Source organism: Laspinema olomoucense D3b (genome assembly GCF_025370785.1).
GTDB lineage: Bacteria > Cyanobacteriota > Cyanobacteriia > Cyanobacteriales > Laspinemataceae > Laspinema > Laspinema olomoucense.
Genome location: NZ_JAMXFA010000054.1, coordinates 7,162 through 26,213 on the forward strand (window position 1 = coordinate 7,162; position 19,052 = coordinate 26,213).

General features: G+C 48.1%; 18 protein-coding genes. 8 read left to right on the forward strand and 10 right to left on the reverse strand.

Annotated elements, in window-relative coordinates:
• The 8 genes from NG792_RS26065 to NG792_RS26100 all read right to left on the reverse strand — a co-directional run.
• On the reverse strand, positions 1 to 3,235 hold a 3,235-nt coding region (locus tag NG792_RS26065), incomplete at its 3' end, for a tetratricopeptide repeat protein (protein WP_261237351.1).
• Between the two features lie 121 nt (positions 3,236 to 3,356).
• Complete coding sequence (locus tag NG792_RS26070) at positions 3,357 to 4,265, reverse strand: 2OG-Fe(II) oxygenase (protein WP_261237353.1); 909 nt, start codon at positions 4,263 to 4,265, stop codon at positions 3,357 to 3,359.
• Positions 4,266 to 4,499: 234 nt separating this feature from the next.
• A complete protein-coding gene (locus NG792_RS26075) occupies positions 4,500 to 5,363 on the reverse strand; it encodes a 2OG-Fe(II) oxygenase (RefSeq protein WP_261237354.1) in 864 nt (287 codons plus the stop codon).
• Positions 5,364 to 5,481: 118 nt separating this feature from the next.
• Entirely contained in the window at positions 5,482 to 6,618 is a 1,137-nt protein-coding gene (locus NG792_RS26080) for a cupin-like domain-containing protein (protein WP_261237356.1), read from the reverse strand.
• 42 nt (positions 6,619 to 6,660) lie between these two features.
• Positions 6,661 to 7,731: a cupin-like domain-containing protein gene (locus tag NG792_RS26085; protein WP_261198635.1), complete on the reverse strand. Its 1,071-nt coding sequence runs from the start codon at positions 7,729 to 7,731 to the stop codon at positions 6,661 to 6,663.
• A 194-nt stretch (positions 7,732 to 7,925) separates the two neighbouring features.
• Positions 7,926 to 9,485, reverse strand: a complete 1,560-nt coding sequence (gene purH, locus NG792_RS26090; RefSeq protein ID WP_261237357.1) for a bifunctional phosphoribosylaminoimidazolecarboxamide formyltransferase/IMP cyclohydrolase — start codon at positions 9,483 to 9,485, stop codon at positions 7,926 to 7,928.
• Positions 9,486 to 9,705: 220 nt separating this feature from the next.
• Positions 9,706 to 9,828, reverse strand: a complete 123-nt coding sequence (locus NG792_RS26095) for a hypothetical protein (RefSeq protein ID WP_015146533.1) — start codon at positions 9,826 to 9,828, stop codon at positions 9,706 to 9,708.
• Between the two features lie 291 nt (positions 9,829 to 10,119).
• The gene (locus NG792_RS26100) at positions 10,120 to 10,563 is read right to left on the reverse strand and encodes a hypothetical protein (RefSeq protein WP_261198637.1); all 444 of its coding nucleotides are present in this window, start codon (positions 10,561 to 10,563) and stop codon (positions 10,120 to 10,122) included.
• 951 nt (positions 10,564 to 11,514) lie between these two features.
• Between NG792_RS26100 and grpE the strand changes: the two genes are divergently transcribed.
• The 5 genes from grpE (at position 11,515) to rsgA (ending at position 17,233) form a co-directional block, all read left to right on the forward strand.
• Positions 11,515 to 12,279, forward strand: a complete 765-nt coding sequence (gene grpE, locus NG792_RS26105; protein WP_435387614.1) for a nucleotide exchange factor GrpE — start codon at positions 11,515 to 11,517, stop codon at positions 12,277 to 12,279.
• Positions 12,280 to 12,433: 154 nt separating this feature from the next.
• The gene (gene dnaK, locus NG792_RS26110) at positions 12,434 to 14,278 is read left to right on the forward strand and encodes a molecular chaperone DnaK (protein WP_261198639.1); all 1,845 of its coding nucleotides are present in this window, start codon (positions 12,434 to 12,436) and stop codon (positions 14,276 to 14,278) included.
• Positions 14,279 to 14,619: 341 nt separating this feature from the next.
• Positions 14,620 to 15,750, forward strand: coding sequence for a molecular chaperone DnaJ (dnaJ, locus tag NG792_RS26115; protein WP_261198640.1), 1,131 nt, complete (start codon positions 14,620 to 14,622; stop codon positions 15,748 to 15,750).
• A gap of 62 nt (positions 15,751 to 15,812) precedes the next feature.
• Positions 15,813 to 16,007 carry a sulfurtransferase TusA family protein gene (locus tag NG792_RS26120; RefSeq protein WP_317618858.1) on the forward strand — a complete coding sequence of 65 codons (195 nt, stop codon included), beginning with the start codon at positions 15,813 to 15,815 and terminating at the stop codon, positions 16,005 to 16,007.
• Positions 16,004 to 17,233: a small ribosomal subunit biogenesis GTPase RsgA gene (rsgA, locus tag NG792_RS26125; RefSeq protein ID WP_261237360.1), complete on the forward strand. Its 1,230-nt coding sequence runs from the start codon at positions 16,004 to 16,006 to the stop codon at positions 17,231 to 17,233. The genes NG792_RS26120 and rsgA overlap by 4 nt, the downstream gene beginning before the upstream one ends.
• A 113-nt stretch (positions 17,234 to 17,346) precedes the next feature.
• Here the strand turns inward: rsgA and NG792_RS26130 are convergent, their stop codons facing one another.
• On the reverse strand, positions 17,347 to 17,691 hold the full coding sequence (locus tag NG792_RS26130; RefSeq protein WP_261198643.1) for a DUF5615 family PIN-like protein: 345 nt from the start codon (positions 17,689 to 17,691) through the stop codon (positions 17,347 to 17,349).
• Positions 17,688 to 17,981 (reverse strand): DUF433 domain-containing protein, encoded by a 294-nt coding sequence (locus tag NG792_RS26135; RefSeq protein WP_261198644.1) that lies wholly within the window; start codon positions 17,979 to 17,981, stop codon positions 17,688 to 17,690. The genes NG792_RS26130 and NG792_RS26135 overlap by 4 nt, the downstream gene beginning before the upstream one ends.
• 142 nt (positions 17,982 to 18,123) lie before the next feature.
• Here NG792_RS26135 and NG792_RS26140 point away from each other — a divergent pair, with 142 nt between their 5' ends.
• From NG792_RS26140 to NG792_RS26150, 3 genes are read left to right on the forward strand one after another with little or no spacing between them, the layout of a single operon-like run.
• Complete coding sequence (locus NG792_RS26140) at positions 18,124 to 18,339, forward strand: hypothetical protein (RefSeq protein WP_261237361.1); 216 nt, start codon at positions 18,124 to 18,126, stop codon at positions 18,337 to 18,339.
• Between the two features lie 46 nt (positions 18,340 to 18,385).
• The gene (locus tag NG792_RS26145; protein ID WP_261198646.1) at positions 18,386 to 18,649 is read left to right on the forward strand and encodes an AbrB/MazE/SpoVT family DNA-binding domain-containing protein; all 264 of its coding nucleotides are present in this window, start codon (positions 18,386 to 18,388) and stop codon (positions 18,647 to 18,649) included.
• The gene (locus NG792_RS26150) at positions 18,636 to 19,028 is read left to right on the forward strand and encodes a type II toxin-antitoxin system VapC family toxin (RefSeq protein WP_261198647.1); all 393 of its coding nucleotides are present in this window, start codon (positions 18,636 to 18,638) and stop codon (positions 19,026 to 19,028) included. Before NG792_RS26145 ends, NG792_RS26150 begins: the two co-directional genes overlap by 14 nt.
• Positions 19,029 to 19,052 lie beyond the last annotated feature (24 nt).

A 19,052-nucleotide genomic window follows, 5' to 3' on the forward strand; every position in this document is an offset into this window, starting at 1 on the left:
CCTCATGTTGCCCTAGATTATGCTGCGCATTCCCTCGGTTGTAATAAGCCCCGGGGAAATCCGGTTTGAGGCGGATTGCTTCATTGAATGAGGCAATGGCTTCCTCATGTTGCCCTAGATTATGCTGCGCATTCCCTCGGTTGTAATAAGCCCCGGGGAAATCCGGTTTGAGGCGGATTACTTCATTGAATGAGGCAATAGCTTCCTCATGTTTTCCCAGGTAACCCTGGGCTATCCCTCGGTTGTAATAAGACCAGAGGTCATTGGGTGTGAGGCGGAGTGCTTCATTGAATGAGGCAATGGCTTCCTCATGTTTTCCTAAATAAACCTGCACATTCCCTCGGTTGGAATAGGCTTCAGAGTAATCGGGTTTGAGGCGAATTGCTTCATTGAATGAAGCAAAGGCATCCTCATATTGCCCTAAGTAACCCTGCGCATTCCCTCGCCTATAATAAGCGTCAGGGTAATCGGGCTGGAGGCGGATTGCTTCATTGAATGAGACAATAGCATCCTCATATTGCCGTAGGTTATACTGCACTAACCCTCGGTTATAATAAGGGTTAGAGTAATCGGGCTGGAGGCGGATTGCTTCATTGAATGAGGCAATGGCTTCCTCATATTGTCCTAGGTTATACTGCCCTACTCCTCGGATGGAATATGCGTCAAAGTAATCGGGTTTGAGGCGGATTGCTTCATTCAATGAGGCAACGGCATTTTCATATTGCCCTAGGAAACCCTGCGCATTCCCTCGCCCATAATAAGCCTCGGACACATCTGGTTTGAGGCGGATTGCTTTATTGAATGAGGCAATAGCATCCTCATATTGCCCTAAGTCAACCTGCACTAGCCCTCGGTTGTAATAAGCTTCGGGCAAATCAGGTTTGAGGCGGATTGCTTCATTGAATGAGGAAATAGCATCTTGATATTGCCCTAAGTTATACTGAGCATTCCCTCGCCTATAATAAGCCTCGGGATCATTAGGTTTGAGGCGGATTGCTTCATTGAATGAGGCAAGGGCATCTTCAGGTTGCCGTAGGTTATACTGCACTAACCCTAGTTTGTAATAAGCTGCGGGGAAATCAGGTTGGAGGCTGATTGCTTCATTAAATGAGGTAATAGCATCTTGATATTGCCCTAGGTAAACCTGTGCTACCCCTCTATTGTAATAAGCCCAGGGGAAATCGGGTTTGAGGCGGATTGCTTCATTAAATGAAGCAACGGCATTTTCATATTGCCCTAAGTTATCACACAGCACTCCCCCTCGGTTGATATAAGCTGTGGGGTAATCGGGTTTGAGGTGAATTGCTTGATTGAATGAGGCAAGGGCTTCCTCATATTCTCTTAAGTAAACCTGCGCGTTTCCTCGGTTGTAATAAGCGTCAGGGTAATCGGGTTTGAGGCGAATTGCTTCATTGAATGAGGCAAGGGCATTTTCATATTGCCTTAAGTTATTACATAGGACGGCCCCTCGGTTGAGATAAGCTTCGGGGAAATTAGGTTTGAGGTGGATTGCTTCATTGTATGAGGCAATGGCTTCCTCATATCGTCCTAAGTCAACCTGCACCTCCCCTCGGTTGAGATAAGCTTCGGGGTAATCGGGTTTTAGGCGGATTGCTTCATTGTATGAGGCAATGGCTTCCTCATATTGTCCTAAGTCAACCTGCACCTTCCCTCGGTTGTAATAAGCCCCGGGGAAATCGGGTTTGAGGCGAATCACTTCATTGAATGAGGCAAGGGCATTTTCATATTGCCCTAGGTTATCCTGTGCATTTCCTCCTTTGTAATAAGCCTCAGCGTAATCGGGTTTGAGGCGAATTGCTTCATGGTATGAGGCAATGGCTTCCTCATATTGCCCTAGATAACCTTGCGCATTTCCTCGGTTGTAATAAGCCTCGGGGTAATCGGGTTTGAGGTGAATTGCTTCATTGAATGAGGCAATAGCTTCCTCATATTGCCCTAGGTAACCTTGCGCTACCCCTCGATTGCAATAAGCCTCTAGGTAATAGGGTTGGAGGTGAATTGCTTCATTGAATGAAGCAATGGCTTCCTCATATTGCCCAAGGTAACCTTGCGCTAACCCTCGGTTGTAAGAAGCGCCAGGGAAATCAGGTTGGAGGCGGATTGCTTCATTGTATGAAGCAATGGCTTCCTCATATTGCCCTAGGTAACCTTGGGCTACCCCTCGGTTGTAATAAGGGTCAGGAAAATCGGGTTTGAGGCGGATTGCTTCATTGTATGAGGCAATGGCTTCCTCATATTTCCCTAAGTCAGCCTGCACTACCCCTCGGTTGCCATAAGCCTCCGAGTAATCAGGTTGGAGGCGGATTGCTTCATTGAATGAGGCAAGGGCTTCCTCATATTGCCCTAGGTAACCTTGGGCTAACCCTCGCTTGCCATAAGCATCGGGGTCATCCGGTTGGAGACGGATAAATTCATTGAATGAGGCAATAGCATCCTCATATTGCCCAAGGTAACCTTGGGCTACCCCTCGGTTGTAATAAGGATCAGGGAAATCGGGTTTGAGGCGGATTGCTTCATTGTATGAGGCAATGGCTTCCTCATATTTCCCTAAGTCAGCCTGCACTACCCCTCGGCTGCAATAAGACTCCGGGTAATCAGGTTTGAGGCGAATCATTTCATTGAAGGAGGCAATGGCTTTCTCGTATTGTTCTAGGTAACTCTGCGCTATCCCTCGGTTATAATAAGCCTCGGGGTCATTAGGTTGGAGCCGGATCACTTCATTGAATGAGGCAATGGCAGCGGTAAAATCCCCCCTCTCAATTTGCTCTACCCCGCGCTGAAACCATTCCTCTGCCTCATCCTTTTCCGGTCCCTGACTTGTTGCCTCCTCTTGCACAACCGAAGGCGTTATCAGTGCTAATATCTCCCTGCCGATTCTCTCGGCAACTGTTCCCAATTCTCCGCCATGAAGTTGCCCAAACTGTACTAAACGTTGGGCTATTTCTCCATGAGTTTCGGGGTTCTGTTGCAACAGAACCCCGAAACGCTGCAACCAGGGTATCCATTCGGATTCTTTAATGCCGGTTGCCATTCTCTGCGCTTGAATCTCTCCCTGACTGGCACCGTTTGCTGCTGCTTCGAGTAGCTGCATGAATAGGGTCTCGCATTCGAGATCAGGGATTTGACGCGGTGGCGGTGGCGGTTCCGGTTTTTGGAATCGTTGTTGTAGGGAGTGATAGATTTGTTTCAGCCACCGCCACAGTTTGCGCCACATCTGCTGTTCTCCGGTTTGGGGTTGATGGATATATTAAACCACAGATTACACTGATTTTCACTGAGGGGAGGATTGGGAGGAGAGGGGTTTGAACCCCCTCTGGTTGATGCAGTCTTCCTATTTATTGGGTCTTTCTAATCCATCCATTGAGGGTAAATCGGCTATTTTTGAAGTCTTTAGACGGGCAAATAATAGGCCGAACTTCATGGCAACAGTTACTGACAAAGAAGACGATGCTGTTGTTGGTGGGGGGGATGTCGGTATAGGTTTCTGCTAGGGAATAGGAGGTTTCCCCCAGTTTCCAGGTATCGTACATCCGTAGTTCTCCCCCGCTAAAGGGTTTGGGTTCTCGGTGGAAGTAGTAGATGTAACTGAGGACTCGGTTGGCGGTGATTTCATCCCCGTTATCGTTATGGGCTTTATAATAATGTCCGTCGTTGTGGGCGGTGATTTGGGATTCGATTTCGGCAATTTCAAAGGGGGGAACTCCCAAATATTCTCTAACTTGGGGAAGGTTTTGTTTGATTCGTTCTCGAATCAAGTCCCCAAATTCATCGAAGTAATAGAAGATTTTCGATCGCCGATAGTTGGGGTCGCTGGTTCCCACTTTACTATCCTCAAATTCTCGCTGATTTTCTATCACATAGTTGAGAATTCGTTGGTTTTCGGCTTCGCTTAAAAAGTTGTGGATTTTGAGGAACCGGGATTTGATTAATATTGGTGCGCTTGCTGTTGCCGATCGCTGAATGGGTTCGGGTTCTGGAGCAATTTCTGGCAGGGGAACCGGCGGATCGGTGGCGATCGCCACGATGGAACGACTGGGAAAGTATAGGGTAGGTCCCCCATCTTCCATCGGTATCTGGAATAGTTTATTGGGTTGCGATCGCTCAGGGTGAGAACGCAGGGCGATCGCTTCTAGGATATCTTGCAACAAGGGCGAATCTGCTGCCAGGGACAATTCACACTGATGTCCCCCGGCAATTAGTAGCATTACATGAACGGTTTGGATCTCGGTGAGATTCGATGTCATACGCTGAAGTTTATAGCAATTTGACTGTAAGACGCAGGTAAATTGAGCCACAACCCGCACCCTGAAGGGTGGGGCTATACTAACAAAGCCTGCCTACGCAGGCTACTCAATAAAAACAACTGTTTCATACCCGGATGTGGTATCAGGTTGTCAAAGCCCCAACAATACTCTTGAGCCCGCGCAGGCGGGCTTCGTCCGTATAGCCCCACCCTTTAGGGTGTGGGTTAAACCAGGTTAACCCGATCGCCGCATCCACCCCTGGAACCGGAAGCAGCGATCGCGAAATGCGGGGGAGTTCGGATACATCCATAGCACTTCATAAGCATTACTGGTTAAGAAAAATACAATGCTATTCTGACGCGGTTCCACGGTTTTATAGGATTGTGCGACACTCACTTGATTATTGAGTAGCTGACTGTCATAAACTAACAGTTCTCCCCCAGTAAAGGGTTTGGGAGTTTGATAGAAAAAATAGCAGAAATTCACTACTCTCAAGGCAGTTTCAGGACTATTTCCATCGGTAGAAATGGACTGTCCCTCAATGGCATGAGTGGGAATTTCTTGTGCCTCCATTTCTGTTAGGGGAAAGCCCTCCAATCCCAACTGAATTAGCACATCGGGAAGCATCATTTGCACGCGGTGTAATAGCACTTCCCGCAGGGGTGCAAAGGATTGGGGACTCGGCAACTGAATCCCGCTAGAAGCGGTCCCTTCCTGGGGAAATATTGTCTCCATCAGTTGCTGGTACTCTGTGGGTTTTAGAAAATTATCCAGTTGTACCACCGTGGATTCAATTAGTTGCTGGGGTTGTTGGGGAGTGGGTTCCGGTTGTCGAGATAACGGTTGTAAGTTCAGGGATTGCACAGAGATGGGAGGAACTGTGGCGATCGCGGCGATCGCATCCCGAGGAATATACAAGCAAGATCCATCCTCTTCATTAGGAATTTTAAAAACATCTTTTCCTCGATTCTTCCCCCGATTGCTTAACGCTTGAAACAACTCTTGCAGCAACGGTGCATCCGCAGTTAAAGATAGTTCATATTGATGTCCACCCGTCATCATCACTATTACTTGTATTAAGTTCGATTCTAATTCCATAGCTTCCCTTTTTCTCGATTACTCCCGTTTAACTTCGACGAGGGCAGAGGGGGGCTTTTCGTCCTCCTTTCTGAGGTTAAAACCCTCGTCTGCTAACCTCTTTTCTGATGATTTTATCTTAAAAATCAAAGGTATTCTCAAACGCCAAGTTCAAAAAAGATAGAGAAATTGATACCTCTAAAGACCGCACTTGATGCCACCAACCCACGGGCAAAAATAGCACATCTCCCGGCTCAATAATTAACTCCATGATATCTAAGTCTTTAAGCTGAGGATAACGCTCAAAATTGGGGTTTTCTAAGTCAATATTGCTGAAAAACCTCCCATAAGCGCCTAGTAAATGCTTCTGACTGGGGGGAATTAACCGCACCCGTTTCCGTCCATAGACTTGACAGAGAAAGGTATTTAAAGGGTCAAAATGCAAGGGAGTAATCGCCCCGCCTGGGCCAAACCATAACGCTATTTTATTGACATCTTTACTATCGGTTAAATACTCGGGAAACAGTTCGATATCGTCTAGCAGTCCGTGCAAACCTTCCCGGCTAAAGTTGGCATTGTAAGCACCCATATAGTAATCATTGGTGTCTCCCCCTTGCAGAACTTTATCAACAAATTCCCCAAAAAGCACCATTTGTTGATGCTTATTTCGATACCATTCATACTGCTGGTTAGATTCCCGATTAAACTGTGCACCAACGGTAACGTGACCGTATTTTTCTTTAAAGTATTGGGGATTCCACAATGAACGGGCTTTCCAATTGTCCATCAAGTCTGTGAAAATCACCGGCTTGTTTCTAATATAAAACCGTTCTAAAAATTCCGGACCAGAAACATGGGGAATTCTCTCAATTTTCCCATAATTGGGAGAAAGTTTTTCCAGTTTATGGTAAGTATTGAGTTGCCATTCCAGTTGTTGCACTGGATCGTCTGGTTCAATCTCTTCCCGGGTTTCGATGGGTTTTGATTCCTCTGGGATTGTCAGGGAGACTGCCGGATCCGTGGCGATCGCCACTAAAGATGTGCTGGGAAAATACAAAGCCCCATTTCCCTCTTCTATCGGAATTTGAAACAGTTTACTCTCGCTCTTTTCCGGTTCCGTTGTTAAGGCTTGAAATAGTTCCCCCAGCAACGGTGCATCGGGCATTAAAGCAATTTCACACTGATGACCCCCATCGAGCATTAACATCACCTGTACCAGTTGTGAGTCATCTGCTGTGGCGATCGCCGAGTCAACTTTGATTTTTTCAGCTATCATTGTTTCTGCTCCTTTATCAACCTTCATTCTCTTCCATGCCCCCTAGATATTGTAATAATTATTAATCCAAAAATTAGTGAATGAAACGGAAATCGAAATATCTAATGCCTCCACATGATGCCACCATCCCACGGGCAAAAATATCACCTCTCCCGGTTCTAAGATGACTTCGATAATTTCCACATCTTTAAAGCGGGGATATTTTTCGTAATCAGGATTGAGTAAATCCACCTCACTATAAACCCCCACATAATTATAAAGTAAAGCTTTTTGGTTGGGAGAAATCAGGCGAATCCGCTTTTTACCATAGACTTGCGATAGCAAGACATTACAGGGGTCGTGATGCAGCGGGGTAATCGTCCCTTCCGGACCAAACCAGAAGAAAATACAAGCGGTTTGATTCGAGGGGTCAATATAATCGGTAAAAATTTCCACCTCCTTAAGCAGAGGTTTCAACTCAGGACTATCAAAGTTGCCATTAAAAGGCACCATATAATAATCATTCGTTTTTCCCCCTTGGACGATTAAATCCACATACTCTCCCATCTTCATTTGTTGGCGGTGTTTTTCTTTTTCCCGCTCAAATAAAGGGTTAGATTCCCGATTAAATTGAACCTCGACCGCAACCTCTCCATACTCTTGCTTTAAATACTCGGGATTCCAGCGGGACAATGCCTGCCAATTTCCCATGATGCCGGTTAAAATCACCGGGGTATTCTGGGCAAAATAATTCTCAAAAAATTCAGGACGCGACAGAGACTCCACGCGTTGTACTTGGTTATAATTCGGGTTTAATTTCTCTAGCTGGCGGTAAATATCAAGCTGAGTTTCCAGTTTTTGAACCTGGATAGCTTGTGTGGCAATTTGAGCTTCAGCTTGTTGGGTTTGTTCCGCCAGCATGGCTGAAGCTGCTTGGAAATAGGGATGCGCTGACACCGCTTTGACTTCTGCGATCGCCATGCGAATATCCACCCCCCGCTGCACGAGAATATCCACCAGTTGACCATCGGGAATCTGACGCAATTTACTGCTCATAATCCATCGTTTCCACTCATTGGGCAATCCCGAGTGCGACGGACTAATGATGTTTCCTTGCCAAAGTTCAGTTTGCATAATTCTATCTAAGTCTATTGTATTCCGGATACAAAATATAGGGTTTATTCCGTTGTAAACCCTATATTTTGTAACTTTTTTGAGCAATCAGCCAAAGGTTGTCCCCCCCATTTCCTTAATAGACCTCTTGCAAAAACAAAGGATTGATCCCCCCAACCCCCCTTTCCAAGGGGGGCTAAAATTTTACAAAAAGTCTAATGATAGAAGTGACGGATGCCCGTACAAACCATCACTAAACCGAGTTCATTTGCTGCGGTAATAGAATCACTATCCCGTAGACTTCCTCCCGGTTGCACCACTGCCACAATGCCTGCGGCTGCCGCCGTTCGCACTGAATCATCAAAGGGAAAAAATCCATCAGAGGCGAGGACCGCACCTTGGGCTTTTTCTCCGGCTTGTTCCAGGGCTATTTTAACAGACCCGACGCGATTCATTTGACCGGCCCCGACCCCTAACGTGGTGCGATCGCGCGTTACCACAATGGCATTAGATTTAACGTGCTTGACGACCTTCCAGGCAAATAGAAGTTCCGCCAATTGTTCTGGCGTGGGTTGTTTTTCCGTGACAATTTTCCACTCGGTGGGTTCCGCGATCGCATCGTCGGACTCTTGGACCAAAAATCCTCCGGCGATCGCCTTAATCGTCTTTTTCGGTCCACTACTTAAATCCGCTAAGGTTAAAATTCGCACCTTAGATTTCTTACTCAAAATTTCTGCCGCTTCCGGTTCACAATCCGGGGCCACTACACATTCCAAAAAGGTTTTAGTCAGTTCCGTTGCCGTTGCTGCATCTAAGGGACGATTGCAAGCCACAATTCCCCCAAATGCTGACACCGCATCCGCTGCCAAAGCCTTTTGATACGCCTCAACCAGGGTACTTCCCATCGCCACGCCACAGGGATTGGTATGTTTGAGAATGGCGACTGCCGGATCTTCGCTACTGCCCGGAAATTCCGCAATAATTTGACGAGCTGCTTCTAAATCAATTAAGTTATTGTAACTTAACTCTTTCCCTTGGAGTTTGTTCGCCGCCGTCCATCCCGTTGCCGTAGTTCCCATTTGATACCAAGCTGCACCTTGATGGGGGTTTTCCCCGTATCGCAGGGATTGAATTTGATGTCCACTGATGCTAAATGTATCCGGAAGCGTCGGATGTTGTGCCTCGGCATTTCCTTCCGTATCCAGATAAGTGGCGATCGCGCGATCATAAGACGCCGTATGCCAAAAAGCCGTTCTCGCACAATCCAGCCGAAACTCGCCGGATGCTTTCCCGTTACTCCGCAATTCTTTCAAGTAACCGTCATACTGCCGAGGATTACATAATACCGTCAGATGGGCGTGATTTTTCGCCGCTGCCCGGAGTAGAGTGGGACCGCCAATGTCAATATTTTCGATCGCATCTGCAAAAGTTACCCCTTCTTTAGCGATCGTTTGTTCAAAGGGGTAAAGATTGACCACCACTAAATCAATCGGACGAATGTCGTTAGTTTCTAAATCTGCCCGGTCCTGCGCGAGGTCCCTTCTTGCTAAAATGCCACCATGAATCCGGGGGTGCAGGGTCTTCACCCGCCCCCCTAAAATTTCTGGGGACCCGGTATAGTCAGAGACTTTGGTCACCGGCAAACCGGCTTCTTTGAGGGCTGTTGCGGTGCCGCCACTGCTGATGAGGTCAAAGCCGAATTCCTCAACTAAGTGGCGGGCGAAGTCGATTAACCCGGTTTTGTCCGATGTGCTCAACAGTGCCAGACGCGCCATGATGAATCATCCTTTGAGAGTGTGGAATTTGATCTCTACTAGGATAATCCTTCCTTGGATATTTCTGTGAAATTTTTGTCTTGTTTTTCAGTTTCGAGATTTTTTGAGGGAGGGTTTGACGGACCCTGGTTAACCTCGATTGTGAGACAAAGGTGAGAAGCACCGACGGTTTGTGACATCCCGCACTGGGGAGTTGTTGCCACAGACCCATCGGTTGCCCTTATTTTTTGACTTCTTGGTAAGCCTTGAATGCTTGCCAGAGGAAAATGCCCGCTACGACTAGGGTAAAGGAAATTTGAGCGATTAAGCCATTAGAAATTGGCAGTTCTAAAGCGAGGATCATATTCCGACGCACCTATAAAAACAACTGGGGTTTGCCGGTCTCTAGGGGTAAGGCGATCGCCTCGGGGAGACCAATGATTTATTTATAACCCAAAATGAAGGGGTTTTTATCAATTCCATCTAGCCTTTAAAACAAATCGCTCCTGCAAGTTCAACTTACAGGAGCGATTTGTTGGTGGATGTACCGATTCCCCGACCTAATTTGTTCAATCTAGTTGGCCCTCTTTGGAGGTTCATAAATTGATTATCCTTAATGCCGCAGTATTTGTTACTCAAAAAGCCGCGCTGGGATTCACTCCAGCCGAGAGGAACTGATTTTTTCAACTTTTACTTCACGTCCGGAATGGTTAAGCCGATAGATCCACAGTTGTTCCTGACTGGCAATTTTGACTTGGACAGAGGGTTGGGGAGTCAGACTGCAATCAGCGGCGATCGCCTCGCAAATCGCTGCTACCCCTACTTCCGGCTCGCTCTCCACGATTTGCAGTGCGGATTTCGGTAAACCCGAGTCCGTGGATACCGCTTGCAACACTTGATCAGCGGCGACTTCCGATAAGAGTTCAACGTTTGCCCGATTCGCGTCAGCAACTTGAGCAGGAGTACCCGGATCGCGCCAAGCGATATTAAACCAATATAATAGTCCCGTCACAACGATGGCTAAGAAAATGCGATCGTAGGAGTGGACCATATCATCGACGGGTTGTTCTGGATAGGAATCTGGGGTGAGTTCTTTCACAATTAGCCTCCCGAATCGGTGAAGTGGGCATAAGGGTTCTGTTGTAGATGTCAGTTGCACCCCAATTCCGCAAGGCTCCGGAAATTTGCTCCTGTTCTGAGTTGCCGGTGAGTAGAGAGAGTTGATAACAATTAATTGCCTTTCATCTGGCGATTGAATGGCAGAAGCGGAATCTTTAAATTTGTTCCTGCCCTCTGACGCGATCGCCTGAAGAATTTTTCCACCCTGTTCTCTATGACTATTTTAACTGAAACTTAGTTTCTTAAAACGGAGCACTTAAACTTGAGATTCTCTCAGGGAGCATCCTGCGGATTTTTATCGAAGGATTTATCTAAGTAAATCCTCGGGGCTAAAACTGCCCCGGGCATCCTGAGCGAATTCATTTAATTATCTCATCTTCTTTCATCTGCTTTTCCCAATTTTTCTAAATATTTGTTAACTTTTTACCGACTTTTCAAACTATCCCCTGAGTCATCGACAGTTTATAACCGATTCCCGGCCTCATTCCGCGTCAAAATTTACCAAATCTTTAAAAACTTAGAGAAAACTTTTGGCCAATTCGTGATCCCGGGTGATTACTCATCCTCAATTAATCATAATTAACTGACAATGCTTTGATTGAGTCAGCTAATTTTGGGCCGTCACCAGCGCCGTGTCAGAGGACCCCGTACCCCCTGTCAGGGAGAGTAATAAAATGGTAAAGTGAACTCCAGTGCGCTTAAGAACATCAGCTCCAGGCTAATCAAGGATTCTGTTGGGAGCGATCGCCTTCGCTTCACCCACTGAGTCTCGGGATGGTAAGGCCAGTTTCTAAAACAGGAGAGTTGGCATGGGATAACCGAAGCTTGGCGCTGATCTGTAGTTGAAAGGCGCGAGGGATACCCGTCCCCTCAGTCATTTTTCCTCCCCGCTCTTAAAACGCGGGGTTTCCAAATGTCCAAGGAGGCTCAAGTGACAGAAGAACAAAAACAGCAAGAAAAAACACAAACAGAATGGGCAGCGGAGAACTCCGGCGGAGCATCCAATTCCGCTGATGACGCATCCGAGGCAGTCGCCTCCGATGAATGGGGTCATCAAGGGAAAGTGCAGGACGCCCCTCGGGAAGCCTCTTTAGAAGAGAGTGGCCCAACCGCAACAGCGGAACCCACCGCCGCGCCAGAAAACCCGGACGCTAGTCCCGAAGAGTTCATGGCGATGGAAGCCTTAGTCCAGGCGAATCAGGCTTTTACCATTCAATTAGAAGAATTAAAAAGCCAATATGCCCGCTTAGCCGCCGATTTTGACAACTTCCGCAAGCGCACCCAAAAAGAAAAGCTCGAACTCGAAGCCCAAGCCAAATGCGCCACCATCCGGGAATTGTTATCCGTCGTCGATAACTTCGAGCGAGCCAAAGAACAAATCAAACCCCAAAACGATGGGGAAATGAACCTCCATAAGAGCTACCTGAGCGTTTATAAGCAGATGGTAGAAAGCCTCAAACGCATCGGCGTCTCCGCCATGTATCCCAAAGGAGAAGAGTTCGACCCGAACTTCCATGAAGCCGTGATGCGGGAACCCACCCGGGAATATGCGGAGGGAATCGTCACCGATGAATTCCGCCGGGGTTATATGCTTGGCGATCGCGTCTTGCGACACGCACTGGTGAAAGTCGCGGCAGCACCCGAGGACGACGAAGAAACACCAACCTCAGAAACTCCCGACAGTCCTCAAGAATAACCTCACCCTCAATGATCGGCGGCATCCCAGTCGCCCGATCGCCGGTCCGAACCTCTGGCACAAACCAGGTATCCTCACCCCACCCCGTCGCCCTCCCCTTTCGCGACAGGAACCCACCCCCACTTGCCACGCACACCTTAATCGCCGAACCGCTATGGGAAAAGTCATCGGAATTGACCTCGGGACCACCAATAGTTGTGTTGCTGTCTTAGAGGGCGGTAAACCCAACGTGATTAGCAACACCGAAGGCGGACGCACCACCCCCAGTATTGTGGGAATTGCTAAAAATGGCGCGCGGGTTGTCGGACAGCTTGCCAAACGCCAAGCCGTCACCAACGCCGAAAACACCGTCTACAGCATCAAACGCTTTATCGGTCGTCGCTGGGAAGACACAGAAGAAGAACGATCCCGAGTTCCCTACACCTGTACCAAAGGCAGAGACGACACCGTAGATGTCAAAATCCGGGGAACTACCTACACTCCCCAGGAAATTTCGGCCATGATCCTGCAAAAGCTCAAAGAGGATGCCGAAGCCTATCTCGGAGAAACTGTTACCCAAGCCGTGATTACCGTTCCCGCTTACTTTACCGACGCTCAACGCCAAGCGACCAAAGATGCAGGCACGATCGCCGGGTTAGAAGTGCTGCGAATCATCAACGAACCCACCGCCGCCGCCCTCTCCTACGGCTTAGACAAACAAGGACAAGACCACACCATCCTCGTTTTTGACCTCGGCGGCGGGACCTTAGATGTCTCCATTCTCCAACTCGGAGACGGCATCTTTGAAGTCAAATCCACCTCCGGCAATAACCACCTCGGCGGCGATGACTTCGATACCACTTTAGTCAAATGGATGGTCGAACAATTCCGCATCAATGAGGGGATCGACCTCTCCGTCGATAAAATGGCCGTCCAACGGATTCGCGAAGCAGCAGAAAAAGCCAAAATTGAACTTTCCTCTCGGGAAACTGCCGCCATTAACCTCCCCTTTATCAGCGCCGACGAAACCGGACCCAAGCACTTAGAAATGGAGTTGACCCGATCGCAGTTTGAAGAACTCGTTAGCACCTTGGTCAAACTCAGCTTAGAACCCGTCGCCCAAGCCATAAAAGATAGCACCCTGACTATTGAAGAAATCGATCGGATTATTTTAGTCGGCGGTTCAACGCGGATTCCCGCAGTTCAAAAAGCCATTAGTGATTATTTTGGCGGCAAAGAACCCGATCGCACCGTGAATCCCGATGAAGCAGTGGCGATCGGGGCCGGAATACAAGCAGGTGTGCTGGGTGGCGAAGTCCAAGATGTCCTCTTGTTGGACGTAACTCCCCTCTCCCTCGGCATCGAAACCCTCGGCGGCGTCTTTACCAAAATTATCGATCGCAACACGACCATTCCCACCAGCCGCGCCCAAACCTTCTCCACCGCCACCGATGGACAACGGGAAGTGGAAATCCACGTCCTCCAAGGGGAACGCGCAATGGTCAAAGATAACAAAAGCCTAGGCAACTTCATCCTGGATAAACTGCCCCCCGCACCCCGAGGAGTTCCTCAAATCGAAGTCTCCTTTGAAATTGATGCTAATGGCATTCTCAATGTCTCCGCCACAGACAAAGGCACCGAACGCGCCCAAAGCATCCAAATCACCAGCACAGGTGGTTTGAGCGACGAAGAAATCGAGAAAATGCGCCAAGATGCGGAAAAATATGCCGACGAAGACCGCTATCGCAAACAAGTCGCAGAAATTAAAAACCAGGCTGAAAGCCTGTTCTATAATTATAAAGCGACTCTGAAAGATAACGTAGCTCTGTTGAGCGATGAGCTCAAGGCAGAACTCAAGGACCGAGCGAAACAGCTAAAAGCAGCGCTCGAAAATAAAACCGTTGAGGTTGAAGAGCTTAAACAGCGAATGTCCGCATTCCAAGAAACTCTCTTCTCCGTGGGAATTGCCGTCTATCAGCAATCTACCGCACCGGAAGAAGAGGAAAATACATCGGAGTAACTCCCTTTGCGTCCGTAGACTGAGGCGAGAATCAGCGGTGGTGTCTTTCACCCCAAGAGAAACCTCCTCCCGTTGAGTGACTCACCATCTGGAGAGCTAACCCCCCAGCCCCCTTCCCTAAGCGGGAAAGGGGAGCCGGAAAGGCCCTCTTAGCCAGAAAAAATTTTCCTGATTCTCCCTTTTCTCTTAGGGGAGTCTCAAAGCCCCTCTTTTTTTAGGGGAGGGATTTGGGGAGAGGTTCCCCCCCTGATTCTTGAAACTGAACCATTCCGGGGTTGTCGCCCCAATGACAGTCCATTGCTTGCGTCCCTTTTGTTTTTTATTTTTACCAGAAGCGCTCTATGGCCCGCGATTACTATGAAATTCTAGGTGTTGCTCGCACTGCTGACAAAGAAGAGATTAAACGTGCCTACCGCCGGTTAGCGCGCAAATATCACCCAGATGTCAATAAAGAAGAGGGCGCTGAAGAGCGCTTTAAAGAAATCAATCTCGCTTACGAAGTCCTCAGCGAACCGGAAGTCCGTGCTCGTTATGACCGATTTGGTGAAGCCGGAGTCAGTTCCGGTGCCGGAGGGCCCGGATTCGGTGATATGGGCGATATGGGCTTTGCTGACATCTTTGAGAGCTTTTTCAGTGGCTTTGCTGGGGGTGGCGTTGCGGGTCAACAGGGCCGCAGACGAAGCGGTCCTGTGCGCGGCGATGACCTCCGTCTGGATTTGAAGCTGGATTTCCGCGAAGCGATCTTTGGCGGCGAAAAAGAAATTCGCATTTCTCATCTGGAAACCTGTAGCTCCTGTGTGGGAAGTGGGGCCAAACCGGGAACCCGTCCCCGCACCTGTGGCACCTGCACTGGGGCAGGACAGGTCCGCCGCGCTACCCGCACCCCCTTTGGCAGTTTCACCCAAGTCTCGGTTTGTCCCACCTGTAACGGGACTGGGGAAACCATTGAGGATAAGTGCGACGCCTGTAGTGGGGCCGGGGTCAAACAAGAGACCAAGAAGCTCAAAATTAACGTGCCACCCGGGGTCGATAATGGGACTCGCTTGCGGGTTTCGGCGGAAGGAGATGCGGGGGCCCGGGGTGGTCCGTCGGGGGATTTGTACGTTTATTTGTTCGTGAATGAAGATGCGGAGTTTCAGCGCGACAATATTAATATCCTCTCGGAAATTAAGATTAGTTACCTTCAGGCAATTTTGGGATGTCGTCTGGATGTGAATACGGTGGATGGAACCACGGAACTCACGATTCCTGCTGGCACTCAACCGAATACGGTAATCAAGTTGGATGGGAAAGGGGTTCCGAAGTTAGGGAATCCGGCAGTGCGTGGGGATCATCTGATTTCGGTGGGGGTGGATATTCCTACGAAGTTAACGGCAGAAGAACGGCCCTTGCTGGAACAGTTGGCAAAACTGAAAGGCGATCGCATTGGTAAAGGGGGTAAAGGATTTTTAGGAGATTTGTTTAACAAGTGACCCAAAATCTAACACCTGAAACCGATTACCCAACTCTGGATCTGCGCGGGACGCCTTGTCCGATGAATTTCGTGCGGACCAAACTGCGCTTGGATAAAATGAATCCCGGAGAAGTGCTAGAAGTCTGGCTGGACCCGGGAGAACCCATCGAACAGGTTCCCGATAGTCTGGTGATGGATGGACATATCATGGAAGGGATTGAGGACCGAGGCGGGTTTTTTGCTCTGCAAGTTCGACGTGCGGCGAAATCTGCATGAGTACCGGCAAGGATGAAGCAGAGACCCTGATGGGGGCAAAAACCCAAGGCGATCGCCCCTCGGAAAATGGCGATTTGGAGACAAGGGGAGGGAATCCCGACTGCGGGAATGTGTCCCCCCCGGGCGATCGCCCGGAGTTGCTCTCTCCGGTGACTGGGGATGAGTCTGAATCTCGGATTACCGGGACGGTTGTGGCAGTCCAGGCGAATTATTATCGGGTGCAGTTGGATACCCCGGTGACGACTGCATCCACTCTGCTTTGTACCCGGCGATCGCGCTTGAAAAAAATCGGGCAGCAGGTGATGGTAGGCGATCGCGTGGTGATAGAAGAACCGGATTGGGAAGGCGGCAGAGGTGCAGTCGCGGAAGTCTTCCCCCGACAAACGGAACTGGATCGTCCGGCGATCGCCAATGCCAACCAAGTGCTGCTGGTGTTTGCCATAGAAGAACCCACCCTCGACCCTCATCAACTTACCCGCTTCTTAGTCAAAGCCGAATCTACAGGATTATCGGTTTTATTATGTTTAAATAAAACCGATTTAGTCTCAGAAGAAGAGCGGATGGAGTGGCAAGAACGGTTAGAAAGTTGGGGATATCAACCTTTATTTATTAGTGTAGAAACTGGAGTCGGCATTGATGCAGTGCGCGATCGGCTCAAAGATAAAATTACCTTAATTTCCGGTCCCTCCGGTGTCGGCAAATCCAGCTTAATTAACCAACTTATCCCCTTCGCCACCCTGCGCGTCGGCGACGTCTCCGGCAAACTCGGACGCGGACGCCACACCACCCGCCATGTGGAATTATTTGACCTCCCTAGCGGCGGACTCCTGGCAGATTCCCCAGGATTCAATCAACCGAACCTCGACTTTCCCCCGCGAGAGTTAGCTGATTATTTCCCTGAAGCGCGCCAACGCCTGCAAGAGGGAACCTGTCAGTTTAGCGACTGCTTACACCGGGATGAACCCAACTGCGTCGTCAGTGGAGATTGGGAACGGTATGACGATTATTTAGAATTTCTGGAAGAGGCGATTATTTATGAAGATTTCCTCTCCCAACAAAGCAATCCCGAATCCATCATGAAAGTTAAAAGTAAAGGGAAAGGAACCGAACAAAATGAGCCGAAGTTAGAATCTAAAAAATATCGGCGCGTTTCTCGACGGTTTGAACATCAAAATTTAGAGCAGTTATGCCAGGATTTTGAAGAAGAAGAAAATCAGGAATTTTGAGAAAGAGGCGAGAAACCGGGTTTCTTAACTCGATTGGGGTGAAAAGGCATCGGTTATGGCAGAAACCGGGTTTCGGTCGGTTTCTGGGATCTGGGCGAGGGGTCAGTGAGGATTTAGGCGTATAGCAATTGATTCTTAATCTCACTGGCAGTCAGTGTATGGACTAAAATGCCAACTCGCCGTGCCACTTCATAAGCATTTTTCTGAGGAACTATAATAATGCCCCCATGTTCTTTGCCCTCGACTATATACTGAAGATGTAATCGTTCAAAATCAACCCGATTATGAGTCAGGATACACCGACCCACACCACTGGCAAATTCCAGTTGCTCGCTATCCGTCTTGCCGATCGCCCCTTGTTCGGGAACCGTAGTGATATCCAAACCCCGGGCTTTGAGAAGTGTGGCAACTAAAGCCGACATATCCTCATCGGTGTAAAGTGTTGCAGTAGAGGTCATAATGTACTTAACACCGACTTAACAGATGGATGGACTAATTCATCAGGTACTCGATTTTTTTCGATGTAATCATTAATTTCCCCTTGATTATCGAGATAAAAACTCAAGGCATCAAACACTTGTGCTAAAGTCAGATGAGGCAAATGGCTGAGAATTTCTTCTGGCATAATACCCATCCGCCATAGCCCCACAATGGCGCGAACTGATGTCCGAGTGCCGGTGATAATAGGTTCTCCGCCTAAAATCTCAGGGTTGCGATTAACATACCGTGACAGGGCTTTAGTCGCCATGATGAATTGCTCCATTGAAAGTTAAGAAACCGAGTTTCTGGGACGATTTTATAAAATATCATAACTCAAAAGACGATAACGATGCTAGAAATTACCCTAAATTAGAAACTTGACCCCCAAACCTTGACCCAACGGGTAAGGATTGCGATACAAGAACAGAAACGTTTCGAGACTCTGCTGCATGAGGCGATCGCCCAATATTTACAAGCGAATTGAGCATCGTAACACCCTTTCTGCATCCCCCGCTACCCCTGACCCGTTCCTGGATGGGCTATATGATGGAAACTCAGAACTCAGCACCGAAGCTGAAGCAATCCTCACCGCAGAAATTCAATCTTCATTACTTGACCCAAACTGATGATGACATGAGTTATAATTAATTAAAAATTTTAACTCCTTCAGTGATGGAAATTGCGAAAGTCTCAGAAACAGGACAGGTTATTATCCCCCCGGAAATGCGGAAAACTTATAGTTTGGAAGTGGGGACTGAAATTATCTTGATTGATACGGGAAAAGGTATTTTAATTCAGCCCAAACAGCCTTTTCCTTCTACTACTTTAAATGAAGTGGCCGGGTGTTTGAAGTATCAAGGTTCTCCTAAAACCTTAGAGGATATGGAGGCTGCAATTAGCAAGGGAGTTCAGGAGCAATGGCATGATTGCAGTTGATACCAATATTGTGGTTAGACTTTTGACTCAAGATGATGAAGTTCAGTATCAAAAAAGTCTGCAAATTTTTCAAGCCCCCCAAATTTTTATTCCGGATACTGTTATCTTAGAAACGGAATGGGTGCTAAGATTTGCTTATCAGTTTAAGCCTCACCAGGTTTGTTCGGCTTTACGGAAACTTTTGGGACTGCCCAATGTTTACTTAACTCGCTCTATGGTAGTTCATCAAGCTCTGCTATGGCATGAAACGGGTTTAGATTTTGCTGATGCTTTTCATTTAGCCCAAAGTCAGGATTGCGAGAAGTTCTACACTTTTGATGAAAAATTAATTAAAAAGGCCAGAGGGATAACAAGTTGTGAGGTCAAAAAACCCGACTAGAGTGGTTGATGCTGGTGGGGTGGC